This window comes from Bradyrhizobium sp. Mp19 (assembly GCF_029952935.1).
Lineage (GTDB): Bacteria > Pseudomonadota > Alphaproteobacteria > Rhizobiales > Xanthobacteraceae > Bradyrhizobium > Bradyrhizobium elkanii.
Map to the genome: position 1 here is coordinate 37,679 of NZ_JASAUT010000009.1, position 16,754 is coordinate 54,432.

The following is a 16,754-nucleotide window of genomic DNA, read 5'->3' on the forward strand; positions in this document are numbered from 1 at the left end:
AGACGCATATGGAAATCCGCGCGCCCTACATCGTCGTTGGTGCATTCGTGTTATCGGCGATCGTCGCTGTGTTCGGCTTCGTTTACTGGCTGAACAATGTCGGGGGGATTGGGAAACGGCAGACATATCAGCTGGTTTTCGCCGATCCGGTGCCCGGACTGCTGGTCGGGGCGGGCGTCCTCTTCAATGGCATCCGCGTCGGCGAAGTGACCGCGCTTGAGCTGGTTCCGGACCGTCCGCGCGAGGTTCACGCCACGATCGCAGTCGCCGAGCGTACGCCGGTGCATAGCGATACGCGCGTCGGCCTCGATTTCCAGGGACTGACTGGTGTTCCGGTGATCGCGCTCGAAGGCGGCGATGATCCCCAGGCGCCGCCGGCGCGCGAACCGCTGGTGGCCGAAAAGGGGGCCGGGCGGAGCATGACGCAGGCCGCCCGCGATGCACTACGCCGGGTCGATGCCGTCCTGTCCGAGAACGCCGCGCCGCTGCACAGCACGATCGACAATCTCAGCACGTTCGCCGAAGGGCTCGCGCGCAACACGCCGAAGCTCGACGGTATCGTGGCCGGGCTGGAACGCATGACCGGCGGTGGTGCGCCCGCGCCGCGCAAGGTAGTGTACGACCTTCACGCGGTGGACGACTTCGGAGCGCAGCGCCATGCCAATCTGCCCGAGCAACTGGTCATGGCGGAGCCGACCGCGATCGCACGCTTGCAGACCCAGCGCTTCCTGTTTTCCCCGGATGAAGAAAGTCAGGGGTTCGAAGGTGCGCAGTGGGGCGATAGTCTCCCGGTGCTGGTGCAGGCGCGGTTGCTGCAGAGCTTCGAGAATTACGACGTCGACCATGCGCCACTGCGGGCCGACAGCGGTGTAGAGGGTACGCCGCGCCTGCTGATCGACCTGCGTCGGTTCGAAATTGTGCAGGGAGCCCAACCGCGCGCGACGATCTCCCTGTCCGCGAAAATCGTCGATCGAAATGGGCAGGTAAAGGCCGCCAAGCTTCTTGAGGGATCCGAAGGAATAAACTCGCTCACACCATCCGAGGCGGCAGCCGCATTCGATCGGGCCTTCGGGTCTCTCGCAAGGGAGCTTGTGATGTGGGTTGCATCGACGGACTAGCGACCTGTGCGCAGCAGGCTGCGGCAGTGCCGCGCAATACTGACTTCCTCATTGGTCGGAATGACAAGTACGTCGACCGGGCTGCCCTTCGCGGCGATGCGTTGTTCGCCCTGCGCATTTGCAGCCGTATCGATGCTGACGCCGAGCCAGGAGAGGCGATCGCAGACGCGTTGCCGGATGTCCAGGGCATGCTCGCCTATGCCGCCGGTGAACACCAGGCCGTCGAGGCCCGCAAGGGTATTTGCCATCACGGCGACTTCTGCGGCGACACGAAATGTGAAGAGATCGACCGCTTCGCGGGCCTCGGGCTTTTGGCTCGCCAGTAGGGCGCGCATGTCGGCTGACAGCCCTGAGACGCCGAGCAGGCCCGAACCTTCGTACAGCAAATGTTGTACGTCATCGACCGACATCCTTTCTTCCTGCAAGAGATAAAGCAGTACGCCGGGATCTATCGTTCCACAGCGGGTCCCCATGACGAGACCGTCGAGCGGGGTCAATCCCATGGTGGTGTCGACGCTGTTGCCCTTCTGCAGGGCACAGAGGCTCGCGCCGTTGCCGAGATGCGCCACGACGACGCGCTTGTCCGCCCATTGCGGCGCGATCGCGGCGAGTTGGCTCGCGACGTATTCGAAGGAGAGGCCGTGGAAGCCGTAGCGACGGATGCCGCGCTCCTCAAAGTGCCGCGGGATGGCAAAGCGGCTGGCCGGCGGCGCCAGGCCGTGATGGAAGGCCGTGTCGAAGCAGGCGATCTGCGTCAGCTGCGGCCGCAGCGATTGCACGGCGCGGACCGGCGCCAGGCAGCGCGGCTGGTGCAGCGGCGCAAGCGGCGTCAAGGCCTCCAGCGCGGCGATAGTCTGCCCTGTGATGACGACCGGTCGATAGAACGCACGCCCGCCATGGACGATACGATGCCCGACGGCGGCGAGCTTGCCGCCGGCGAGATAGTCCTCGATCCAGGCAAATACGTCGCTGAACAGGCCGTTGTCCCCCGACGTGCCGCTCGGGCGACGCCTCTCGAACAGCTGCCTGCCCGAGGCATCGCTTATCACGATGCGCGGGACTTTCTCCTGCTCATCGAGCAAGCCCCTGCATTGCAGCTTTGGCTCGGCCGGTGCGATGTCGAACAGGCCGAACTTGATGCTGGACGAGCCGGCGTTGAGCACCAGGACGCTGTCGGACATGGACCGTCTCTCTCGCGTGTTCGCTGCCTCAGTCAACGGATTTGTGGTCTGTCGTACCGTAGGGCCAGACCCAGTCACGGATCTGCGGCATGTCCTCGCCATGCTCGCGCACGTAGCGGGTGTGCTCGGTCAGGGCGTCACGGAATCGCCGCTTGACGTGGGCTGCCGCGATGTCGAGCCCCGGCACGCGCTCGATTGCCTCGATGGCGAGATGGAAGCGGTCGAGGCCGTTCAACACCACCATGTCGAACGGGGTCGTGGTGGTGCCTTCCTCCGCGAAGCCCCGCACGTGCATTCCGTCGTGATTGGTGCGGCGGTAGGTCAAGCGATGGATCAGATAGGGATAGCCGTGATAGGCGAAGACGACAGGCTTGTCGCGGGTGAACAGGCTGTCGAAGTCGCGGTCGGACAGGCCGTGCGGATGCTGCTCCATCGGCTGCAGCGTCATCAAGTCAACCACGTTGACGACGCGGATCTTTAGTTCCGGCAGCGCCTTGCGGAGCAGGTCGACGGCGGCGAGCGTCTCCAGCGTCGGAACGTCGCCGGCGCAGGCCATCACCACGTCGGGCTCAGCATTGGGGGGCTCGGTGCCGGCCCAATCCCATATCCCGATGCCGGCTTCGCAATGGGTGATTGCCGCACGCATCGAAAGCCATTGCGGGGCAGGTTGCTTGCCCGCCACGATCACATTGATGCGGTCATAGGTGCGCAAGCAGTGATCGCCGACCCAGAGCAGGGTGTTGGCATCGGGCGGAAGGTAGACGCGGACAATGTCGGCCTTCTTGTTGGTGACGAGATCGACGAAGCCGGGATCCTGATGACTGAATCCGTTGTGGTCCTGACGCCAGACATGCGAGGTGAGGAGATAGTTCAGCGACGCGATCGGTCGTCGCCAAGGCAGCGCGCGCGAGACATTCAGCCATTTGGCGTGCTGGTTGAACATTGAATCCACGATGTGGATGAAGGCTTCATAGCAGGAGAAGAAGCCGTGCCGGCCCGTGAGCAGATAGCCTTCGAGCCAGCCCTGGCAGAGATGCTCGCTCAGGACTTCCATCACGCGGCCGTCATGGGCGAGGTGGACGTCGTAAGGCTCGATGCCTTCCATCCAGACCCGGTCGGTGGCCTCGAATACCGCGTCGAGCCGGTTCGACGCGGTTTCGTCCGGACCCATGATGCGGAAATTGCGGGCTTCCGCATTCAACTCCACGACCTCGCGCAAGAACTTGCCGAGTTCCCGCGTGGCTTCGGCGACGACCTCGCCCGGAGCGGTGACCTCGACCGCATACGCACGGAAATCCGGCAGCTTCAGCTCCCGCTTCAGGAGGCCGCCATTGGCGTGCGGGTTGGCACCCATCCGACGGGCGCCTGCGGGCGCAAGGGCTTGCAATTCAGCTACCAGCCGCCCGTTTGCATCGAACAGGCTTTCAGGCTCGTAGCTCCTCATCCAATGCTCGAGCAGCTTCAGATGCTCGGGGTTGCCGCGCGGGTTGGCGATCGGCACCTGATGTGCACGCCAGAATCCTTCGACCTTCAACCCATCGACCTCCTTCGGTCCGGTCCAGCCCTTCGGGCTGCGCAGCACGATCATCGGCCATCGCGGCCGCTTAAGGTCGCCGGGCTGCTGCCGCGCGGCTTGCTGGATTGCGCGGATGCTGCCGAGCGCAGTGTCGAGCGTGCTGGCCATCGAGCGATGCATCGCATGCGGATCGTCGCCTTCGACGAACAGCGGCTCGTAGCCGTAGCCAGTGAAGAGGCTACGGACGTCCTCGTCATCCATCCGCCCCAGCACGGTGGGATTGGCAATCTTGTAGCCATTGAGGTGCAGGATTGGCAGCACTGCGCCGTCATGCTTCGGGTTCAAGAACTTGTTGGAATGCCAGGAGGCCGCGAGCGGGCCGGTCTCTGCCTCGCCGTCGCCGACGACGCAAACGGCGATCAAATCGGGGTTGTCGAACACTGCGCCATATGCGTGAACCAACGCATAGCCGAGTTCACCGCCTTCGTGGATCGAGCCGGGTGTTTCCGGCGCGGCGTGGCTTGGAATGCCGCCGGGGAAGGAGAATTGACGGAACAGCTTGCGCAAGCCGTCCAAATCGCGCGTCACCTCCGGATAGAGCTCCGTGTAGGTTCCTTCGAGATAGGTGTTCGCGACCATGCCGGGGCCGCCATGGCCGGGACCGCAGATATAGATGACGTTGAGGTGGGAAGTGCGGATTGCACGATTGAGGTGAGCATAGATGAAGTTGAGCCCGGGCGTGGTGCCCCAATGTCCAAGCAGGCGCGGCTTGATGTGCTCCGGCTTCAGCGGCTCTCTCAGAAGCGGATTCGCGAGCAGGTAGATCTGTCCAACGGAGAGATAATTGGCGGCTCGCCAATAGCGGTCGAGCAGCACAAGATCGTCCGCCCGCGCTTGCTCGTTTGGAGTGGTCGCAGATTGCATGTCGTTCTCCCGGGATTCAAAGATGACCTCGGACGCCGCTATCGGTTCCACGTTAGAGGGCGAATGTGACGGGAATGGCTTGAGCCAGCTCAAAGATGCACGCCAATTCGAGTCGAAACCGCAACGTTGCTGCGAACGTCCATCCAATCCTGGCGTCCAAGGAACGGAAGGTTCAATCGTTCGAAAGCGGAACCGGCTCCTTCGAGGCAAGGTTTGCTCGCGCTCCCACGAGTTCCGGCGGCGGTTATCTCAGGGCCATCTCTGGAGGCCTCACGCTGACCCGCAGTAACGCCGCGCGCCTGCCGGGGTTCTGCCAATTTCTCAGCATCATGCGGCGAGACAAAAAGATGCCCGGCAAAGCCGGGCATTGAATATCGAGACAACCCCAGGGAGAATAGGTCACTCGTCCTAACAGCTGCATTCAAGCATGCGATGCCGGGCGACGATTTGAGCTAGCGCAATAAATCGTAGATTAGTCTTTACCAGGAGTCAGGACGAGACCGTTCCTGCTCCAGGTCGCTTGGCACCATGCCATATGTCCTCAGCACGGTCATTTTCGTCCCCGGATGGCCGGTACGGACGACTGCCGCGGCACCCGCGTGGCCGAACGTCTTCCATAAATGCTTGGCGTGCTCAATCGCCGCGGCGGGGCTGGCGCACTTGGCCTGCTGGCCTGGAACGAGTTCGCCATCGGTCCGATCGTACGGCAGGGCAATGAAGTGCGCGATCTCGTCCATCGATGGCCCTTTCTCGTTCGGTCGACTTCACCCAGAAAATGATGGTTCGGAGGGGCTATCTTGATCTCCCTCGGCCCATTTCGCTTGATCCGGATCAAGGCGGAATGGCGCATTTTGTTGCTGTTGGTGGGGTCGAAAGGGAGCTTGCTTGCCATTGAGCTTCCTCCTCTCGAATATGGGCTGGCCAGGGCAATGGGAAACCTCGTGCACTTTCCGGCACCGCGTCGCGCGAACTGCGAACAGGAACAGGTGGCGTCAGGAGCGGACATTCGCCATTCCGTCCGCCAACTGTTGCTCGCAGCTTGAGGCTAGAGCCCGGCAGCGATGGCGATCCGCATCAATTCCGACATGCTGCGCACATTGGTCTTGGCCATCAGGTTGGCACGGTAGACCTCGACCGTGCGTGGGCTGATGCCAAGATCGTGGGCGATCACTTTGTTGATCTTGCCCGCCACGAGCCCCCGCAGAACGTCACGTTCGCGCGGCGAGAGATCCACCAGGCGAGCCTCGGCCTCGCGCTTGACCGTACCGTCGGCGGGGGCCGCCGACTGCATTTGCAACGCTTCGCCGATTGCACGCAAGAGCGCCTCGTCCTCGAACGGTTTTTCGATGAAGTCAACCGCGCCTGCCTTCATCGCCTCGACCGCGAGTGCGACGTCTCCATGGCCAGTCATCAGAATGACGGGACATGCGACTGCGTCGGCCTTGAGTTTGCGGACCAATTCGAGGCCGCTCATGCCCGGCATACGGATATCAGATACAATGCAGTCGACTGTTCTGCCGGCGAGATGATCGAGAAAATCGGTTGCCGTCTCATAAGAGGTTACGGCAAAGCCGTTGACGTCAAGAAGGAAGGCCAGTGAGTCTCGCATAGCTGGATCATCGTCGATCACGAGAATTGTACGCCGCGTTGTCATGCTTCTTCTCCGTCCTCCGCGAACGGGAGGATGAACTGAAAAACCGTGCCGCCACCAGCGTTTGGCGTCACATCGATGCGTCCGCCATGGGATTCGATGATGGTCCGGCAGATCGAGAGGCCGACACCCATGCCATGCTCCTTGGTCGTGATAAAGGGCTGAAATAAACGGTCGGCGATATCGGGGCTAATGCCCGGGCCGGTATCGGCGATAGTGAACGTCGCAACACCGTTAGTGTTGGCGACGCCGACGGTCAATTCGCGGCGCGGGCCCGAGGCCATCGCCTCGATCGCGTTGCGAACCAGGTTGAGCACGACCTGCTGAATCTGGATTTTGTCAACGATGATCGGGGGCATGTCCCGGTCGCTGCGGATCGCCACCCGGACGCCCTGCTCCTTGGCGCCGAGCAGCGCTAATGCGACAGCCTCTTCGAGCAGGGTGGCCGGGCTCTCCAGGGACTGCTGGGTCTCGCCCTTCGCGACAAATTCGCGCAGACGCTTGATGATGTCGCCGGCCCGTAGGGCTTGCTGCGCGGCCCGCTCGAGCGCATCCCGAATGCGGGTAGCATCCGGTATTTCCGACGGCAGCAGCGCCTTCGCACCGCGCATGTAGTTCGTGATGGCTGACAGCGGCTGGTTGATCTCATGCGCGATTGAGGACGCCATCTCACCCATAGCGGTCAATCGCGACACATGAACCAGCTCGGACTGCAGCTCCTGAAGCCGCCTTTCCTGCGCCCGACGCTCGGTGAGATCGCGGATAAAGCCGGTGAAGAAGCGTTCTCCGCGTACCTTAGCCTCGCCGACGGCGAGCTCCATCGGAAACGTCGAGCCGTCACTCCGTTCTCCGACCACGATGCGGCCGATGCCGATGATGCGCCGTTCGCCGGTCGTAAGGTATCGCTCGAGATACCGGTCGTGCTCGCCGCGATACGGCTGTGGCATCAGACTCGAAACGTTCGTTCCGACGACCTGGTCCGCTTTCCAGCCAAACAGGCGCTCGGCTGCAGCGCTGAAGGAGCGAATAATGCCGTGGTCGTCGATGACAATCATCGCGTCAGGGACCGTGTCTAGGATCGACTGCAGATGGGCCTGGCGATTTCGCGCCTGATCGCTCTCCTTCAGTAGCCGGTCACCCATAAAGCCAAGGATCGGACCGAGGACAGCAAAACAGGCGATATCGATCAGATTCGCAGGCTCAGTGACCAGGCTCCTGCCGAGGAATTTGGCGCTGATGACGAGGCAGAGCAGGGTGGTGAGGATCGCCGGACCGCGGCCGCCGGCGAACGCGGCAAACAGCACGGCGGGGACAAAGATGATCGTGAAGGTCCGGTCTTCGAGATAGTTATCGAGCCCCGCGCGCACCGCGAATACGAGCGCGGCCGCTGCCGCGGCAGTGCCATAGCGGTACCAGATGCGGTCGGACATATTCCCCCGGCAAAGCCCTCAAATCCGCTTCGACAGTACAACGTTCAGGTACCTGAAGCCAACCGTCGCTCTGATGGGCACGTCTTCGGCGACCTTGACCAGGAATCTGCTCATTTGCCCCAAGCGCGCCAATGCGTCGGCTGCACCAGGATGCGTTCGACGGTCCCCGCCTTCATCCAGCCGCCCAGGATGCGGCGGCAGGGGAAGACGAGCTTGTGAATAGCGTTACCTTCGATGACGGCGAGCTCAAGGTCTCGATCGAAGGGGGCTGTCGCGACCCCCTTCCATGTCTCGCTGACGCCGGCCCTTGGGCGCTCTGGAGCGTCGGGTGCCGGCATGTCAGGCGGCCTTCTGAGTAGCCTCGTCGACACTGCCGGTCTTTCTAGCAAACAGGTTCAGCTCGATCGTGCCCAGCGAACGCGCGGTCTCGATCGCGTACGTCGCGTCGTTCGCGCCACGCGCGGTAACGCCCTTGGCCCAGTCCTGCAGCGCTGTGATCTTCTCGGCGACCGAGGCGGTAGAATTGAACCTGCGGAAGAGTTCCCAGGCCTCGTTCGCTTCGATTTGCATCTGCTCGAACCAGTGCCGGTTTGCCTCGACCAGTTTCTCCGAGAATTCCGACTGGACGGCCATCGCGCGCTTCGCATAGCTCTGGATGGCGTCGGAGACGGGCCGGGCTTCGCTGTGGTCTGTCATGTTCAACCTCCTTCGTTGAGGAAGGCTTTTCTTTCCACACGTCCGGCACTTGCGTGTTGATGTGCGTCAACTCGATAGCCTTCCGGATCGCACGGTTCTGGTGATCGAGTTAGCCGCGCTTGGGATCGACGACTGCGCCGGTTCGCAGGTTGATGAAGTGGATGCCATCACAAGCGGCGCAGGAGATCGAATGCAGATCGTCAGTCAGAGGTCCGGACGGGTCATCGGGAAGCAGGCCTTGGACGCGATCACCGGTAGTCGGACACGAGAAGATAATGGGGCGTAAAGCCGTTCTGTCTGCCATTTGCACAATCCTGACGGAGCGGCATCGTCTGGCGGGGCGCGCCGCGCCGCATTGATGCACGTCAAAAATCCGGTGCACGGTCGAGGCGGCGCCGGCGGCCTAGAACGGGCGACGGCGATGGTGCCGAGCAAGGCTGGATCCGGCCGGCTGGCTGAGCGAAGGCCGCTTTGCCTGCAAGATCATCCGGACGAAGGCCACGACAACGATCGCGAGCGCTCCGAGCGAGGCGAGCAGATTCTGCAGCATGATTTGTTCTCCTGACTAACTGCCAATACCTTCGATCTTTGATCATCGGTCGTGGCGCCTTGATTCCCGACAAGCGCGGGCATTGAGAAGGATCAAGATGAACGGGCCGATCATGTGCGAGCTTGCTGCGGGCATTGAAAGGAGAGCGGCAATGCGCGCACACCAGATTATGGCGAGACATCTCATTATTGTTGGAACCGAGACCTTAATTATCGAGGCCGCCAAGTTGATGCTGGATCATCATGTCAGCGGCCTACCGGTGGTCGATTCGGCTGGAAGATTGGTCGGAATCCTGTCGGAGAGCGACTTTTTGCGGCGAAGCGAGATCGGCACGCAACGTCGGCGTGGCCGCTGGCTTCAGTTCCTTCTCGGCCCCGGCTATGCAGCTGCGGACTTTGTCCACGAGCGCGGGCGGAAGGTCGGAGAGATCATGTCGTGTGATCCCGTTACCGTGACGGAAGAAGCGCCCCTGCCTGATCTTGTCGATCTCATGGAGAGGATGGGGGTCAAACGGCTGCCGGTGATGCGCGAGGGGCGCCTCGTTGGCCTCGTGACACGTGCCGATCTGCTGCGGGCAGTCGCGTCTATTGCGCACCAGATCCCGGATCCTACGGCGGATGACAAGCACATCCACGATCGCATCGTGCGAGTCCTCGACGGTGCAAATTGGTGTCCGCTCGGGCTGCAGGTCTCGGTGCGCAACGGCGAGGTGCACCTCCGTGGGGTCATCACGGACGAGCGGGCGAGGCAGGCTGCGATTGTCGCCGCGGAGAATGTCGCCGGCGTCAAGGAAGTGCACGATCATCTGTGCTACATCGACACCTATTCCGGCTTCTATATCCAATCCGCGGAAGACGAACGAGCAGCTGCAGCGAAAGCAGCAAAGGAGACGGCAGGATGATCGTTCGCCCCGCAATCGCTCTGATCCCGCTGATCGCGACTGCGGTGGTAAGCGCCGATGTCGTGGGCTTCGCCGCAACATTGATGACGATCTTTGTAATCGTGGGCTTCGCGGTCACTGCCGCAGGATGGACCGTCAATGGCAAGACGACGTCAATACCGGCAGTCCGGCCGTCATCCGCGGACTGGACATCTCACCACAGATAGCACCTCGTCCGGCCTGGTCTCAGTGCCCGATGATGAGAGCCAGACGTCGCGAAAGGCTCGTCGCTCGAGTTCCTGGCGGTCGAGGACGTTCAAGGCTCTGCTCGCCTTCGATATCCTCTACAATAGGACAGCCGCGCCTCAGAGCATTCCGTTGCGGCAGATCAATACGGGCGTCTCGCGCCAATGGCAGCATGAGCAAGGAATCAGCCCAAGCGAGGGTGCCATGACATCATTTGACGTTCGTTTCATCAAAACGGTTTGCGACGATACCGGCCACGAACATCGCGCCTGCCAGGCAGCGTTCAGGGTTGACGCTGTCTCGCTTTCCGCGGCTGCACAGCTGGCCGAGGCCGACTTCTGCAGACAGAAGGGCGTCCGCGACTGGACGATCTTTGCCGATTCCATGGAGCTTCGAACGCCGCCGGCTTTGCCGTCGGCCTGGGGCGGCTAGCGCCCCTTGGGCGGCCGTCGCGGTCGATTGGCGCGCTATCGCGTGCTTGATCGGTATCAAATCGACAATCGGGTCCTTCGGCTAGAGATGGAGAGCCAAAAGGGGGTGAGAAATGACCGACCGATCAGCTGGCAATAGCTCGCCGCAATTCAAGAATCTTCTCGCGCGCTTGCGAGCGTTTCTTGTGCGTCGACACGAATTCGATCTGTTGACCGCCAGGGAGATCGACGAGGTCGCGCACGAGCTGAATCTGCCGACGTCGGACCTTCGTGCGCTTGCCCGCGAGCAAGGTTCGCCGGAGTTGCTCAGCAAGCGTCTCGATCATGCAGGGTTGTCCGAGCAGACGCTCGCGTCGTCCCATTGCGATGTGTTGCGTGATCTGCAGCGAGTGTGCGGTCTATGCCGTGAGAAGGCTCGCTGCGCCGCGGATCTCGCGCGGGAAAGGCGGGCCAGTCCGGCACGATACTGTCCGAATGAACTGACCCTGACGGCGCTGAGCCGCGGCGCCAGCGGCGCTCGGCATGGCGCAGGAATTGATGCCGATCAAGTAGCTGGCGGCGAGATTGTAGTCTCCATGACGCCACCGCATCCAAAGAAAGCTTCCACATGACAAGTCCATCTTCCGTTTCAAAGTCGATGACGATGGGCGAAGCCGGCTTGACGTCTTCACTTGCGGTTTTTGCCTTCGTTAGCTTTCTGGGCGCGGCGATGGGGCACGATGCGGCGTTCAGTTTTCACGCGTCGCTTGCTTGTGCCGCCAGCCTGATCTCCGTGGTCATGATCGGCAATCGCTACCTTGACCGTCCTGCAGAATTGCCACCGGCGGAGATCGGCGGGCGCCCCAATTACAACCTTGGCCCGATCAAGTTCGCGTCCGCCATGGCGATGTTCTGGGGCATCGCGGGTTTCACTGTGGGTCTGATCATCGCCATGCAGCTGGCCTGGCCGGCGCTTAATTTCGATCTGCCCTGGACGACATTCGGCCGCCTGCGGCCGCTGCATACGTCGGCCGTGATCTTCGCGTTCGGCGGCAACGTCCTGATCGCAACGTCGTTTTATGTCGTGCAAAAGACCTGCCGCACTCGCCTTGCAGGCGACCTGTCGCCCTGGTTCGTCGTGGTCGGCTACAACTTCTTCATCCTGATCGCCGGCACCGGCTACCTGCTCGGCGTGACCCAGTCGAAGGAATACGCCGAGCCGGAATGGTACGCCGACTTCTGGCTGACGATCGTCTGGGTGACGTATCTGCTCGTGTTCCTGATGACGCTGGTAAAGCGCAAGGAGCCGCATATCTTCGTCGCCAACTGGTTTTACCTGGCGTTCATCATCACGATCGCGGTGCTGCATCTCGGCAACAATCCCGCGCTGCCGGTTTCCTTCCTCGGCTCGAAGTCCTACATCGCCTGGGGCGGTGTGCAGGATGCGATGTTCCAGTGGTGGTACGGCCACAACGCGGTCGGGTTCTTCCTGACCGCCGGCTTCCTGGCAATCATGTACTACTTCATTCCGAAGCGGGCGGAGCGTCCGGTCTATTCATACCGGCTTTCGATCATCCATTTCTGGGCGCTGATCTTCCTCTACATTTGGGCCGGCCCGCATCATCTGCACTACACGGCGCTGCCGGACTGGGCGCAGACGCTCGGCATGACGTTCTCGATCATGCTCTGGATGCCGTCCTGGGGCGGCATGATCAACGGCCTGATGACGCTGTCGGGAGCGTGGGACAAGCTGCGCACCGATCCCGTGCTGCGCATGATGGTGGTGTCGGTCGCCTTCTACGGCATGTCGACCTTCGAAGGCCCGATGATGTCGATCAAGGTGGTCAACTCGTTGAGCCACTATACCGACTGGACCATCGGCCATGTGCATTCCGGCGCATTGGGCTGGGTCGGATTCGTCTCCTTCGGCGCGCTCTACTGCCTGATCCCCTGGCTGTGGAATCGCCAGCTCTACAGCCTGAAGCTGGTCAACTGGCACTTCTGGATCTCAACCATCGGCATCGTGCTCTACATTTCCGCGATGTGGGTGTCGGGAATCCTGCAGGGTCTGATGTGGCGTGCCTACACCTCGCTCGGTTTCCTCGAATACTCCTTCATCGAATCTGTCGAGGCCATGCATCCCTTCTACATCATCCGCGCAGCGGGCGGCGCGCTGTTCCTGGTCGGCGCCCTGATCATGGCCTTCAATCTCTGGATGACGGTCAATGCCGGCCAAGCCAGCGAAACCGAGGGCGCCGGCGCTCTCCAGCCTGCCGAATAGGTCACGCAATGTCCTTCTGGAATCGACACAAGATCTTTGAGAAGAACTCGATCATCCTGATCGCCGGCATTCTCGTCGTCATTGCGATCGGCGGGCTGGTCGAGATCACGCCGCTGTTCTATCTGAAGAGCACGATCGAGGCGGTCGACGGCGTGCGGCCCTATACGCCGCTCGAGCTCGCCGGGCGCAACATCTATGTCCGCGAGGGCTGCTATCTCTGCCATTCGCAGATGATTCGACCGCTGCGCGACGAGGTCGAACGCTATGGCCACTATTCGCTCGCGGCCGAGAGCATGTACGACCATCCATTCCAGTGGGGCTCCAAGCGCACCGGACCGGATCTTGCGCGGGTCGGCGGCAAGTACTCCGACGATTGGCACGTCACTCACCTGATCAATCCGCGTTCGATCGTTCCGCAGTCGGTGATGCCCGGGTACCCGTCGCTCGCGAAGACGGAACTCGATCCGTCCGACGTCGCGGCTCATCTGCGGACGAATCGCGCGGTCGGCGTACCCTATACCGACGAGCAGATCGCCAACGCGGTCGCCGATCTCAAAGCGCAGGTCGATCCCGACAGCCCCGGCTCCGATCCGTTTCAGAAGCGCTATCCGAAGGCCCTGGTCCGCAACTTCGACGGCAAGGCCGGCAATCCGACCGAGCTCGACGCCCTGATCGCCTATCTTCAGATGCTCGGCACGCTCGTCGACTTCAAGCTCTACAACGAAAAAGCCAATCTGCGCTGAGGGCACGAGCATGAAAGCGATCATTCACGTCGAGAATTTCGCATCAAGCCTGGTCGGCACGCTCTGGACGCCGATCTTCGTTGGAATCTTCATCGCCATCGTCGCCTACGCACTGTGGCCCCGCAACAAATCTCTCTTCGACGCCGCAGCCCGGATGCCGCTGCGGGAGGACTGACCGATCATGAGCGAGCATAATGAGATCGACCGCGTTTCCGGCCGCAGCACGACCGGTCATGAGTGGGACGGCATCAAGGAACTGAACACGCCGCTGCCGCGGTGGTGGGTCCTGACTTTCTATGCAACGATCGTCTGGGCGATCGGTTACTGGGTCGTCTATCCGGCCTGGCCGCTGGTCTCGGGCTACACCACCGGTCTGTTCCAGTATTCCACCCGCGCCAGTGTCGCGACCGACCTGGCCGATCTCGAGAAGCTGCGTGGCGAGAAGATGGCGGTGCTCGGCAATGCGTCGCTGGCCGACATCGAGAAGGATCCTGCTCTGCTGGCGCTGGCGCGCGCCCGCGGCAAGACCGTGTTCGCCGACAATTGCGCGCCCTGCCACGGCAGCGGCGGCGCGGGTGCAAAGGGCTATCCGAACCTGAACGACGACGACTGGCTGTGGGGCGGCTCGCTTGACCAGATCATGCAGACGATCCAGTTCGGCGCGCGCTCCGGACACGCAAAGACCCATGAAGGCCAGATGCTCGCATTCGGCCGCGACGGCGTCCTCAAGAAGGACGAGATCGTGACCGTCGCCAACTATGTGCGCTCGCTTTCCGGCCTTTCCACCGCGCCGAAGTTCGATGCCGCCGCCGGCAAGAAGCTATTCACCGAAAACTGCACCAGCTAAGTCGGATCGTAGCCATGTCGTTCTGTGAGCCAAGGAGTTGCCAGACATATTTGTCTTCCTAAGACCGCTTGGCCTCCGACTTCGAGGGGGCGCTGGTCGAGACGATCACCAACGGCCGCGCCGGCGTGATGCCGGCCTGGGTCGGCCGTCTGGATCCGGTCACCGTCAAGGCGCTGGCGGTCTATGTGCACTCATTAGGCGGCGGCAAATAGCTGCCGCCGCGAGGCCGTCCGGGATCATTGACCGAGGTCAAACCCGGACCTGGTGCAGGGATGTAGGTTTCAACCAGCCTCATTCGAGCAACCCATGAACAAGCCCGTGCCGCCTGCTGAACTCATGACCGACGAAGACGGGCCGCTCTACGCGCCTCGCAAGAAGGTGTACCCGCAGAGCGTATCCGGCCGGTTCCGCTCGATCAAGTGGCGGCTGATGGCCGTCTGCCTCGGCGTCTACTATCTGCTGCCCTTCGTACGCTGGCATCGGGGTCTCGGCGCGCCCGACCAGGCGGTCCTGATCGACTTCCCAAACCGACGCTTCTATTTCTTCTTCATCGAGCTGTGGCCGCAGGAAATCTACTATTTCACCGGTCTTTTGGTGCTCGCAGCTCTCGCCTTGTTTCTGATGAACGCACTGGGTGGCCGGATCTGGTGCGGCTATCTCTGCCCGCAGACGGTCTGGACGGATCTTTTCTATGCGGTCGAGCGGCTGGTCGAAGGTGACCGCCGCGCCCAGATCAAGGCCGACGCTGGCCCAATGACCGCAAAGCGCGCCGGTCGCCGTGCATTGAAGCACGCAATCTGGCTGATGATCGCCTGGTGGACCGGTGGCGCCTGGGTGCTCTACTTCGCCGATGCGCCGACCTTGGTGCGCGATCTTGCGACTCTTCGGGCGCCGGCGGTCGCCTATGTCTGGATCGCGATGCTGACCGCGTCGACCTATTTGCTGGCCGGCTATATGCGCGAGCAGGTCTGCGTCTACATGTGCCCGTGGCCGCGGATTCAAGCCGCACTGACCGACGAATGGGCACTCAACGTCACATACAAATACGATCGCGGTGAGCCGCGTTGCTCGGTCAAGAAGGCGTTCGACATTCGCTCGCTCGGCGAGAAGGCCGGCGATTGCATCGATTGCAACCAGTGCGTTGCCGTATGCCCGACCGGGATCGACATTCGCGATGGTGCGCAGCTTGGCTGCATCCAGTGCGGCCTGTGCATCGATGCCTGTGACGCCGTCATGACCAAGGTCAGCCGCAAGGCCGGTTTGATCGGATACGATAACGATATCAACGTTCAGCGGCGCGTCGCCGGCAAGCAGGAGATTTTCAAGCCCGTTCGCGCCCGTACCGTCGTCTACGCCAGCCTGATCACCGTAGTCTGCGCCGTGATGCTTTACGCGTTGATGTCGCGAACCCTGCTCGACGTCAACGTGCTGCACGACCGCAATCCGATCGCGGTGCGTCTCAGCGACGGCGCGATCCGCAATGGATACACACTGCGCTTCCTCAACAAGCGCGGTTTTGATCGTGTGATCGCGATCGATGTCGATGGACCCGCCGAAGCGAAGCTACACGTCATCGGTTCGGACTCCGTGACGCCAGATCGGCCGATGATCGTTCTTGCGCGTGACACCACCACCGAACTGCGCGTGCTGGTGACGACGCCCTTCGATGAAAAAGCGGAAAAGTCGGTGCCGGTCACATTCCGCGTCACTGATATCGGTCTCGGAGAGGTCGCCTCCGCGACCGACCACTTCGTCCTTCCCTAAGCACGGAATTTCATCATGGCAGTCTCAAGTCAAGCCGCGCGACCTATCACCGGACGTTTCGTCCTGGTCACGACGGTCGCGTTCTTTGCCGTCGTCATCGGCGTGAACATGGTCATGATGCGCCTTGCCATTACGACTCTTCCGGGCACCGAGGTCGACAGCGCATACAGCGCCAGCCTCGCCTATCAGCGCGAGATCGACGCGGCCAGACAGCAGAACGAGCGCGACTGGCGGGTCCGGGCGCATATCGACCGGCGGCTTGACGGCAGCGCTGCAATCGCGCTGGAGGCGCGTGACCACGCCGGAGCGCCGCTGACGGGACTGAGTTTCCTCGCTCGGCTCGAGCGGCCGATCGATCATCGCGCAGACCGGGCGATCGAGATCACCGAGGCCGAGGGTGGGAGCTATAGCGGCCGCGCCGAGGGCGTCGCCGCGGGGCAGTGGGACCTCGTCATAGAGGGCGACGCTGACGGCGGCCGCATGTTCCTGTCGAAGAATCGAATCCTGCTGAACTGAA

19 protein-coding genes and 1 pseudogene are annotated in these 16,754 nt (G+C 62.0%); 12 read left to right on the forward strand and 8 right to left on the reverse strand.

Going from position 1 to position 16,754, the window contains the following annotated elements:
* Positions 1-8: 8 nt before the first annotated feature.
* Positions 9-1,118 carry an MlaD family protein gene (locus tag QJT82_RS13775; RefSeq protein WP_028339985.1) on the forward strand — a complete coding sequence of 370 codons (1,110 nt, stop codon included), beginning with the start codon at positions 9-11 and terminating at the stop codon, positions 1,116-1,118.
* On the opposite strand, the gene QJT82_RS13780 is transcribed toward QJT82_RS13775, so the two are convergent.
* The 3 genes from QJT82_RS13780 to QJT82_RS13790 form a co-directional block, all read right to left on the reverse strand.
* Positions 1,115-2,299 carry an acetate/propionate family kinase gene (locus tag QJT82_RS13780; RefSeq protein ID WP_028339986.1) on the reverse strand — a complete coding sequence of 395 codons (1,185 nt, stop codon included), beginning with the start codon at positions 2,297-2,299 and terminating at the stop codon, positions 1,115-1,117. The genes QJT82_RS13775 and QJT82_RS13780 overlap by 4 nt on opposite strands.
* A gap of 28 nt (positions 2,300-2,327) precedes the next feature.
* Positions 2,328-4,739: a phosphoketolase family protein gene (locus tag QJT82_RS13785; protein ID WP_035631294.1), complete on the reverse strand. Its 2,412-nt coding sequence runs from the start codon at positions 4,737-4,739 to the stop codon at positions 2,328-2,330.
* A gap of 479 nt (positions 4,740-5,218) precedes the next feature.
* Positions 5,219-5,476 (reverse strand): hypothetical protein, encoded by a 258-nt coding sequence (locus tag QJT82_RS13790; protein ID WP_018268778.1) that lies wholly within the window; start codon positions 5,474-5,476, stop codon positions 5,219-5,221.
* 60 nt (positions 5,477-5,536) lie between these two features.
* Between QJT82_RS13790 and QJT82_RS13795 the strand changes: the two genes are divergently transcribed.
* Positions 5,537-5,782: a hypothetical protein gene (locus QJT82_RS13795; protein WP_129964723.1), complete on the forward strand. Its 246-nt coding sequence runs from the start codon at positions 5,537-5,539 to the stop codon at positions 5,780-5,782.
* A gap of 2 nt (positions 5,783-5,784) precedes the next feature.
* Here QJT82_RS13795 and fixJ read toward each other — a convergent pair whose 3' ends face one another.
* The 5 genes from fixJ to QJT82_RS13820 form a co-directional block, all read right to left on the reverse strand.
* Positions 5,785-6,393: a response regulator FixJ gene (fixJ, locus tag QJT82_RS13800; protein ID WP_028339989.1), complete on the reverse strand. Its 609-nt coding sequence runs from the start codon at positions 6,391-6,393 to the stop codon at positions 5,785-5,787.
* Positions 6,390-7,820 (reverse strand): PAS domain S-box protein, encoded by a 1,431-nt coding sequence (locus QJT82_RS13805; RefSeq protein ID WP_028339990.1) that lies wholly within the window; start codon positions 7,818-7,820, stop codon positions 6,390-6,392. Before QJT82_RS13805 ends, fixJ begins: the two co-directional genes overlap by 4 nt.
* A gap of 110 nt (positions 7,821-7,930) precedes the next feature.
* Positions 7,931-8,158: a hypothetical protein gene (locus QJT82_RS13810; protein WP_035631256.1), complete on the reverse strand. Its 228-nt coding sequence runs from the start codon at positions 8,156-8,158 to the stop codon at positions 7,931-7,933.
* Position 8,159: 1 nt separating this feature from the next.
* Positions 8,160-8,516: a hypothetical protein gene (locus QJT82_RS13815; protein WP_028339991.1), complete on the reverse strand. Its 357-nt coding sequence runs from the start codon at positions 8,514-8,516 to the stop codon at positions 8,160-8,162.
* A gap of 403 nt (positions 8,517-8,919) precedes the next feature.
* Positions 8,920-9,066, reverse strand: coding sequence for a hypothetical protein (locus QJT82_RS13820; protein ID WP_155258422.1), 147 nt, complete (start codon positions 9,064-9,066; stop codon positions 8,920-8,922).
* A gap of 151 nt (positions 9,067-9,217) precedes the next feature.
* Here QJT82_RS13820 and QJT82_RS13825 point away from each other — a divergent pair, with 151 nt between their 5' ends.
* The 10 genes and pseudogenes from QJT82_RS13825 (at position 9,218) to QJT82_RS13870 (ending at position 16,753) form a co-directional block, all read left to right on the forward strand.
* Positions 9,218-9,967 (forward strand): CBS domain-containing protein, encoded by a 750-nt coding sequence (locus QJT82_RS13825; protein WP_028339993.1) that lies wholly within the window; start codon positions 9,218-9,220, stop codon positions 9,965-9,967.
* Positions 9,964-10,173: a hypothetical protein gene (locus QJT82_RS13830; RefSeq protein WP_129964721.1), complete on the forward strand. Its 210-nt coding sequence runs from the start codon at positions 9,964-9,966 to the stop codon at positions 10,171-10,173. The genes QJT82_RS13825 and QJT82_RS13830 overlap by 4 nt, the downstream gene beginning before the upstream one ends.
* Before the next feature lie 151 nt (positions 10,174-10,324).
* Positions 10,325-10,624: a hypothetical protein gene (locus tag QJT82_RS13835; RefSeq protein ID WP_244980974.1), complete on the forward strand. Its 300-nt coding sequence runs from the start codon at positions 10,325-10,327 to the stop codon at positions 10,622-10,624.
* Between the two features lie 112 nt (positions 10,625-10,736).
* Positions 10,737-11,234 (forward strand): hypothetical protein, encoded by a 498-nt coding sequence (locus tag QJT82_RS13840; protein WP_155258423.1) that lies wholly within the window; start codon positions 10,737-10,739, stop codon positions 11,232-11,234.
* Positions 11,235-11,260: 26 nt separating this feature from the next.
* A complete protein-coding gene (gene ccoN, locus QJT82_RS13845; protein WP_028339996.1) occupies positions 11,261-12,883 on the forward strand; it encodes a cytochrome-c oxidase, cbb3-type subunit I in 1,623 nt (540 codons plus the stop codon).
* Positions 12,884-12,891: 8 nt separating this feature from the next.
* Positions 12,892-13,626, forward strand: coding sequence for a cytochrome-c oxidase, cbb3-type subunit II (gene ccoO / locus QJT82_RS13850; RefSeq protein WP_028339997.1), 735 nt, complete (start codon positions 12,892-12,894; stop codon positions 13,624-13,626).
* A 10-nt stretch (positions 13,627-13,636) separates the two neighbouring features.
* The gene (locus QJT82_RS13855) at positions 13,637-13,801 is read left to right on the forward strand and encodes a cbb3-type cytochrome c oxidase subunit 3 (RefSeq protein WP_016845468.1); all 165 of its coding nucleotides are present in this window, start codon (positions 13,637-13,639) and stop codon (positions 13,799-13,801) included.
* Positions 13,802-13,807: 6 nt separating this feature from the next.
* A pseudogene (gene ccoP / locus QJT82_RS13860) lies at positions 13,808-14,685 on the forward strand (cytochrome-c oxidase, cbb3-type subunit III).
* Positions 14,686-14,779: 94 nt separating this feature from the next.
* Complete coding sequence (gene ccoG, locus QJT82_RS13865) at positions 14,780-16,237, forward strand: cytochrome c oxidase accessory protein CcoG (protein WP_028339999.1); 1,458 nt, start codon at positions 14,780-14,782, stop codon at positions 16,235-16,237.
* 15 nt (positions 16,238-16,252) lie between these two features.
* Complete coding sequence (locus QJT82_RS13870; protein ID WP_028340000.1) at positions 16,253-16,753, forward strand: FixH family protein; 501 nt, start codon at positions 16,253-16,255, stop codon at positions 16,751-16,753.
* Position 16,754 lies beyond the last annotated feature (1 nt).

Bases quoted from the DNA above. Each gene is read 5' to 3' on its own strand.
- QJT82_RS13775 (WP_028339985.1), top strand. From the start codon at position 9: ATGGAAATCCGCGCGCCCTACATCGTCGTTGGTGCATTCGTGTTATCG.
- QJT82_RS13780 (WP_028339986.1), bottom strand. From the start codon at position 2,299: ATGTCCGACAGCGTCCTGGTGCTCAACGCCGGCTCGTCCAGCATCAAG.
- QJT82_RS13785 (WP_035631294.1), bottom strand. From the start codon at position 4,739: ATGCAATCTGCGACCACTCCAAACGAGCAAGCGCGGGCGGACGATCTT.
- QJT82_RS13790 (WP_018268778.1), bottom strand. From the start codon at position 5,476: ATGGACGAGATCGCGCACTTCATTGCCCTGCCGTACGATCGGACCGAT.
- fixJ (WP_028339989.1), bottom strand. From the start codon at position 6,393: ATGACAACGCGGCGTACAATTCTCGTGATCGACGATGATCCAGCTATG.
- QJT82_RS13805 (WP_028339990.1), bottom strand. From the start codon at position 7,820: ATGTCCGACCGCATCTGGTACCGCTATGGCACTGCCGCGGCAGCGGCC.
- QJT82_RS13810 (WP_035631256.1), bottom strand. From the start codon at position 8,158: ATGCCGGCACCCGACGCTCCAGAGCGCCCAAGGGCCGGCGTCAGCGAG.
- QJT82_RS13815 (WP_028339991.1), bottom strand. From the start codon at position 8,516: ATGACAGACCACAGCGAAGCCCGGCCCGTCTCCGACGCCATCCAGAGC.
- QJT82_RS13820 (WP_155258422.1), bottom strand. From the start codon at position 9,066: ATGCTGCAGAATCTGCTCGCCTCGCTCGGAGCGCTCGCGATCGTTGTC.
- QJT82_RS13825 (WP_028339993.1), top strand. From the start codon at position 9,218: ATGCGCGCACACCAGATTATGGCGAGACATCTCATTATTGTTGGAACC.
- QJT82_RS13830 (WP_129964721.1), top strand. From the start codon at position 9,964: ATGATCGTTCGCCCCGCAATCGCTCTGATCCCGCTGATCGCGACTGCG.
- QJT82_RS13840 (WP_155258423.1), top strand. From the start codon at position 10,737: ATGACCGACCGATCAGCTGGCAATAGCTCGCCGCAATTCAAGAATCTT.
- ccoN (WP_028339996.1), top strand. From the start codon at position 11,261: ATGACGATGGGCGAAGCCGGCTTGACGTCTTCACTTGCGGTTTTTGCC.
- ccoO (WP_028339997.1), top strand. From the start codon at position 12,892: ATGTCCTTCTGGAATCGACACAAGATCTTTGAGAAGAACTCGATCATC.
- QJT82_RS13855 (WP_016845468.1), top strand. From the start codon at position 13,637: ATGAAAGCGATCATTCACGTCGAGAATTTCGCATCAAGCCTGGTCGGC.
- ccoG (WP_028339999.1), top strand. From the start codon at position 14,780: ATGAACAAGCCCGTGCCGCCTGCTGAACTCATGACCGACGAAGACGGG.
- QJT82_RS13870 (WP_028340000.1), top strand. From the start codon at position 16,253: ATGGCAGTCTCAAGTCAAGCCGCGCGACCTATCACCGGACGTTTCGTC.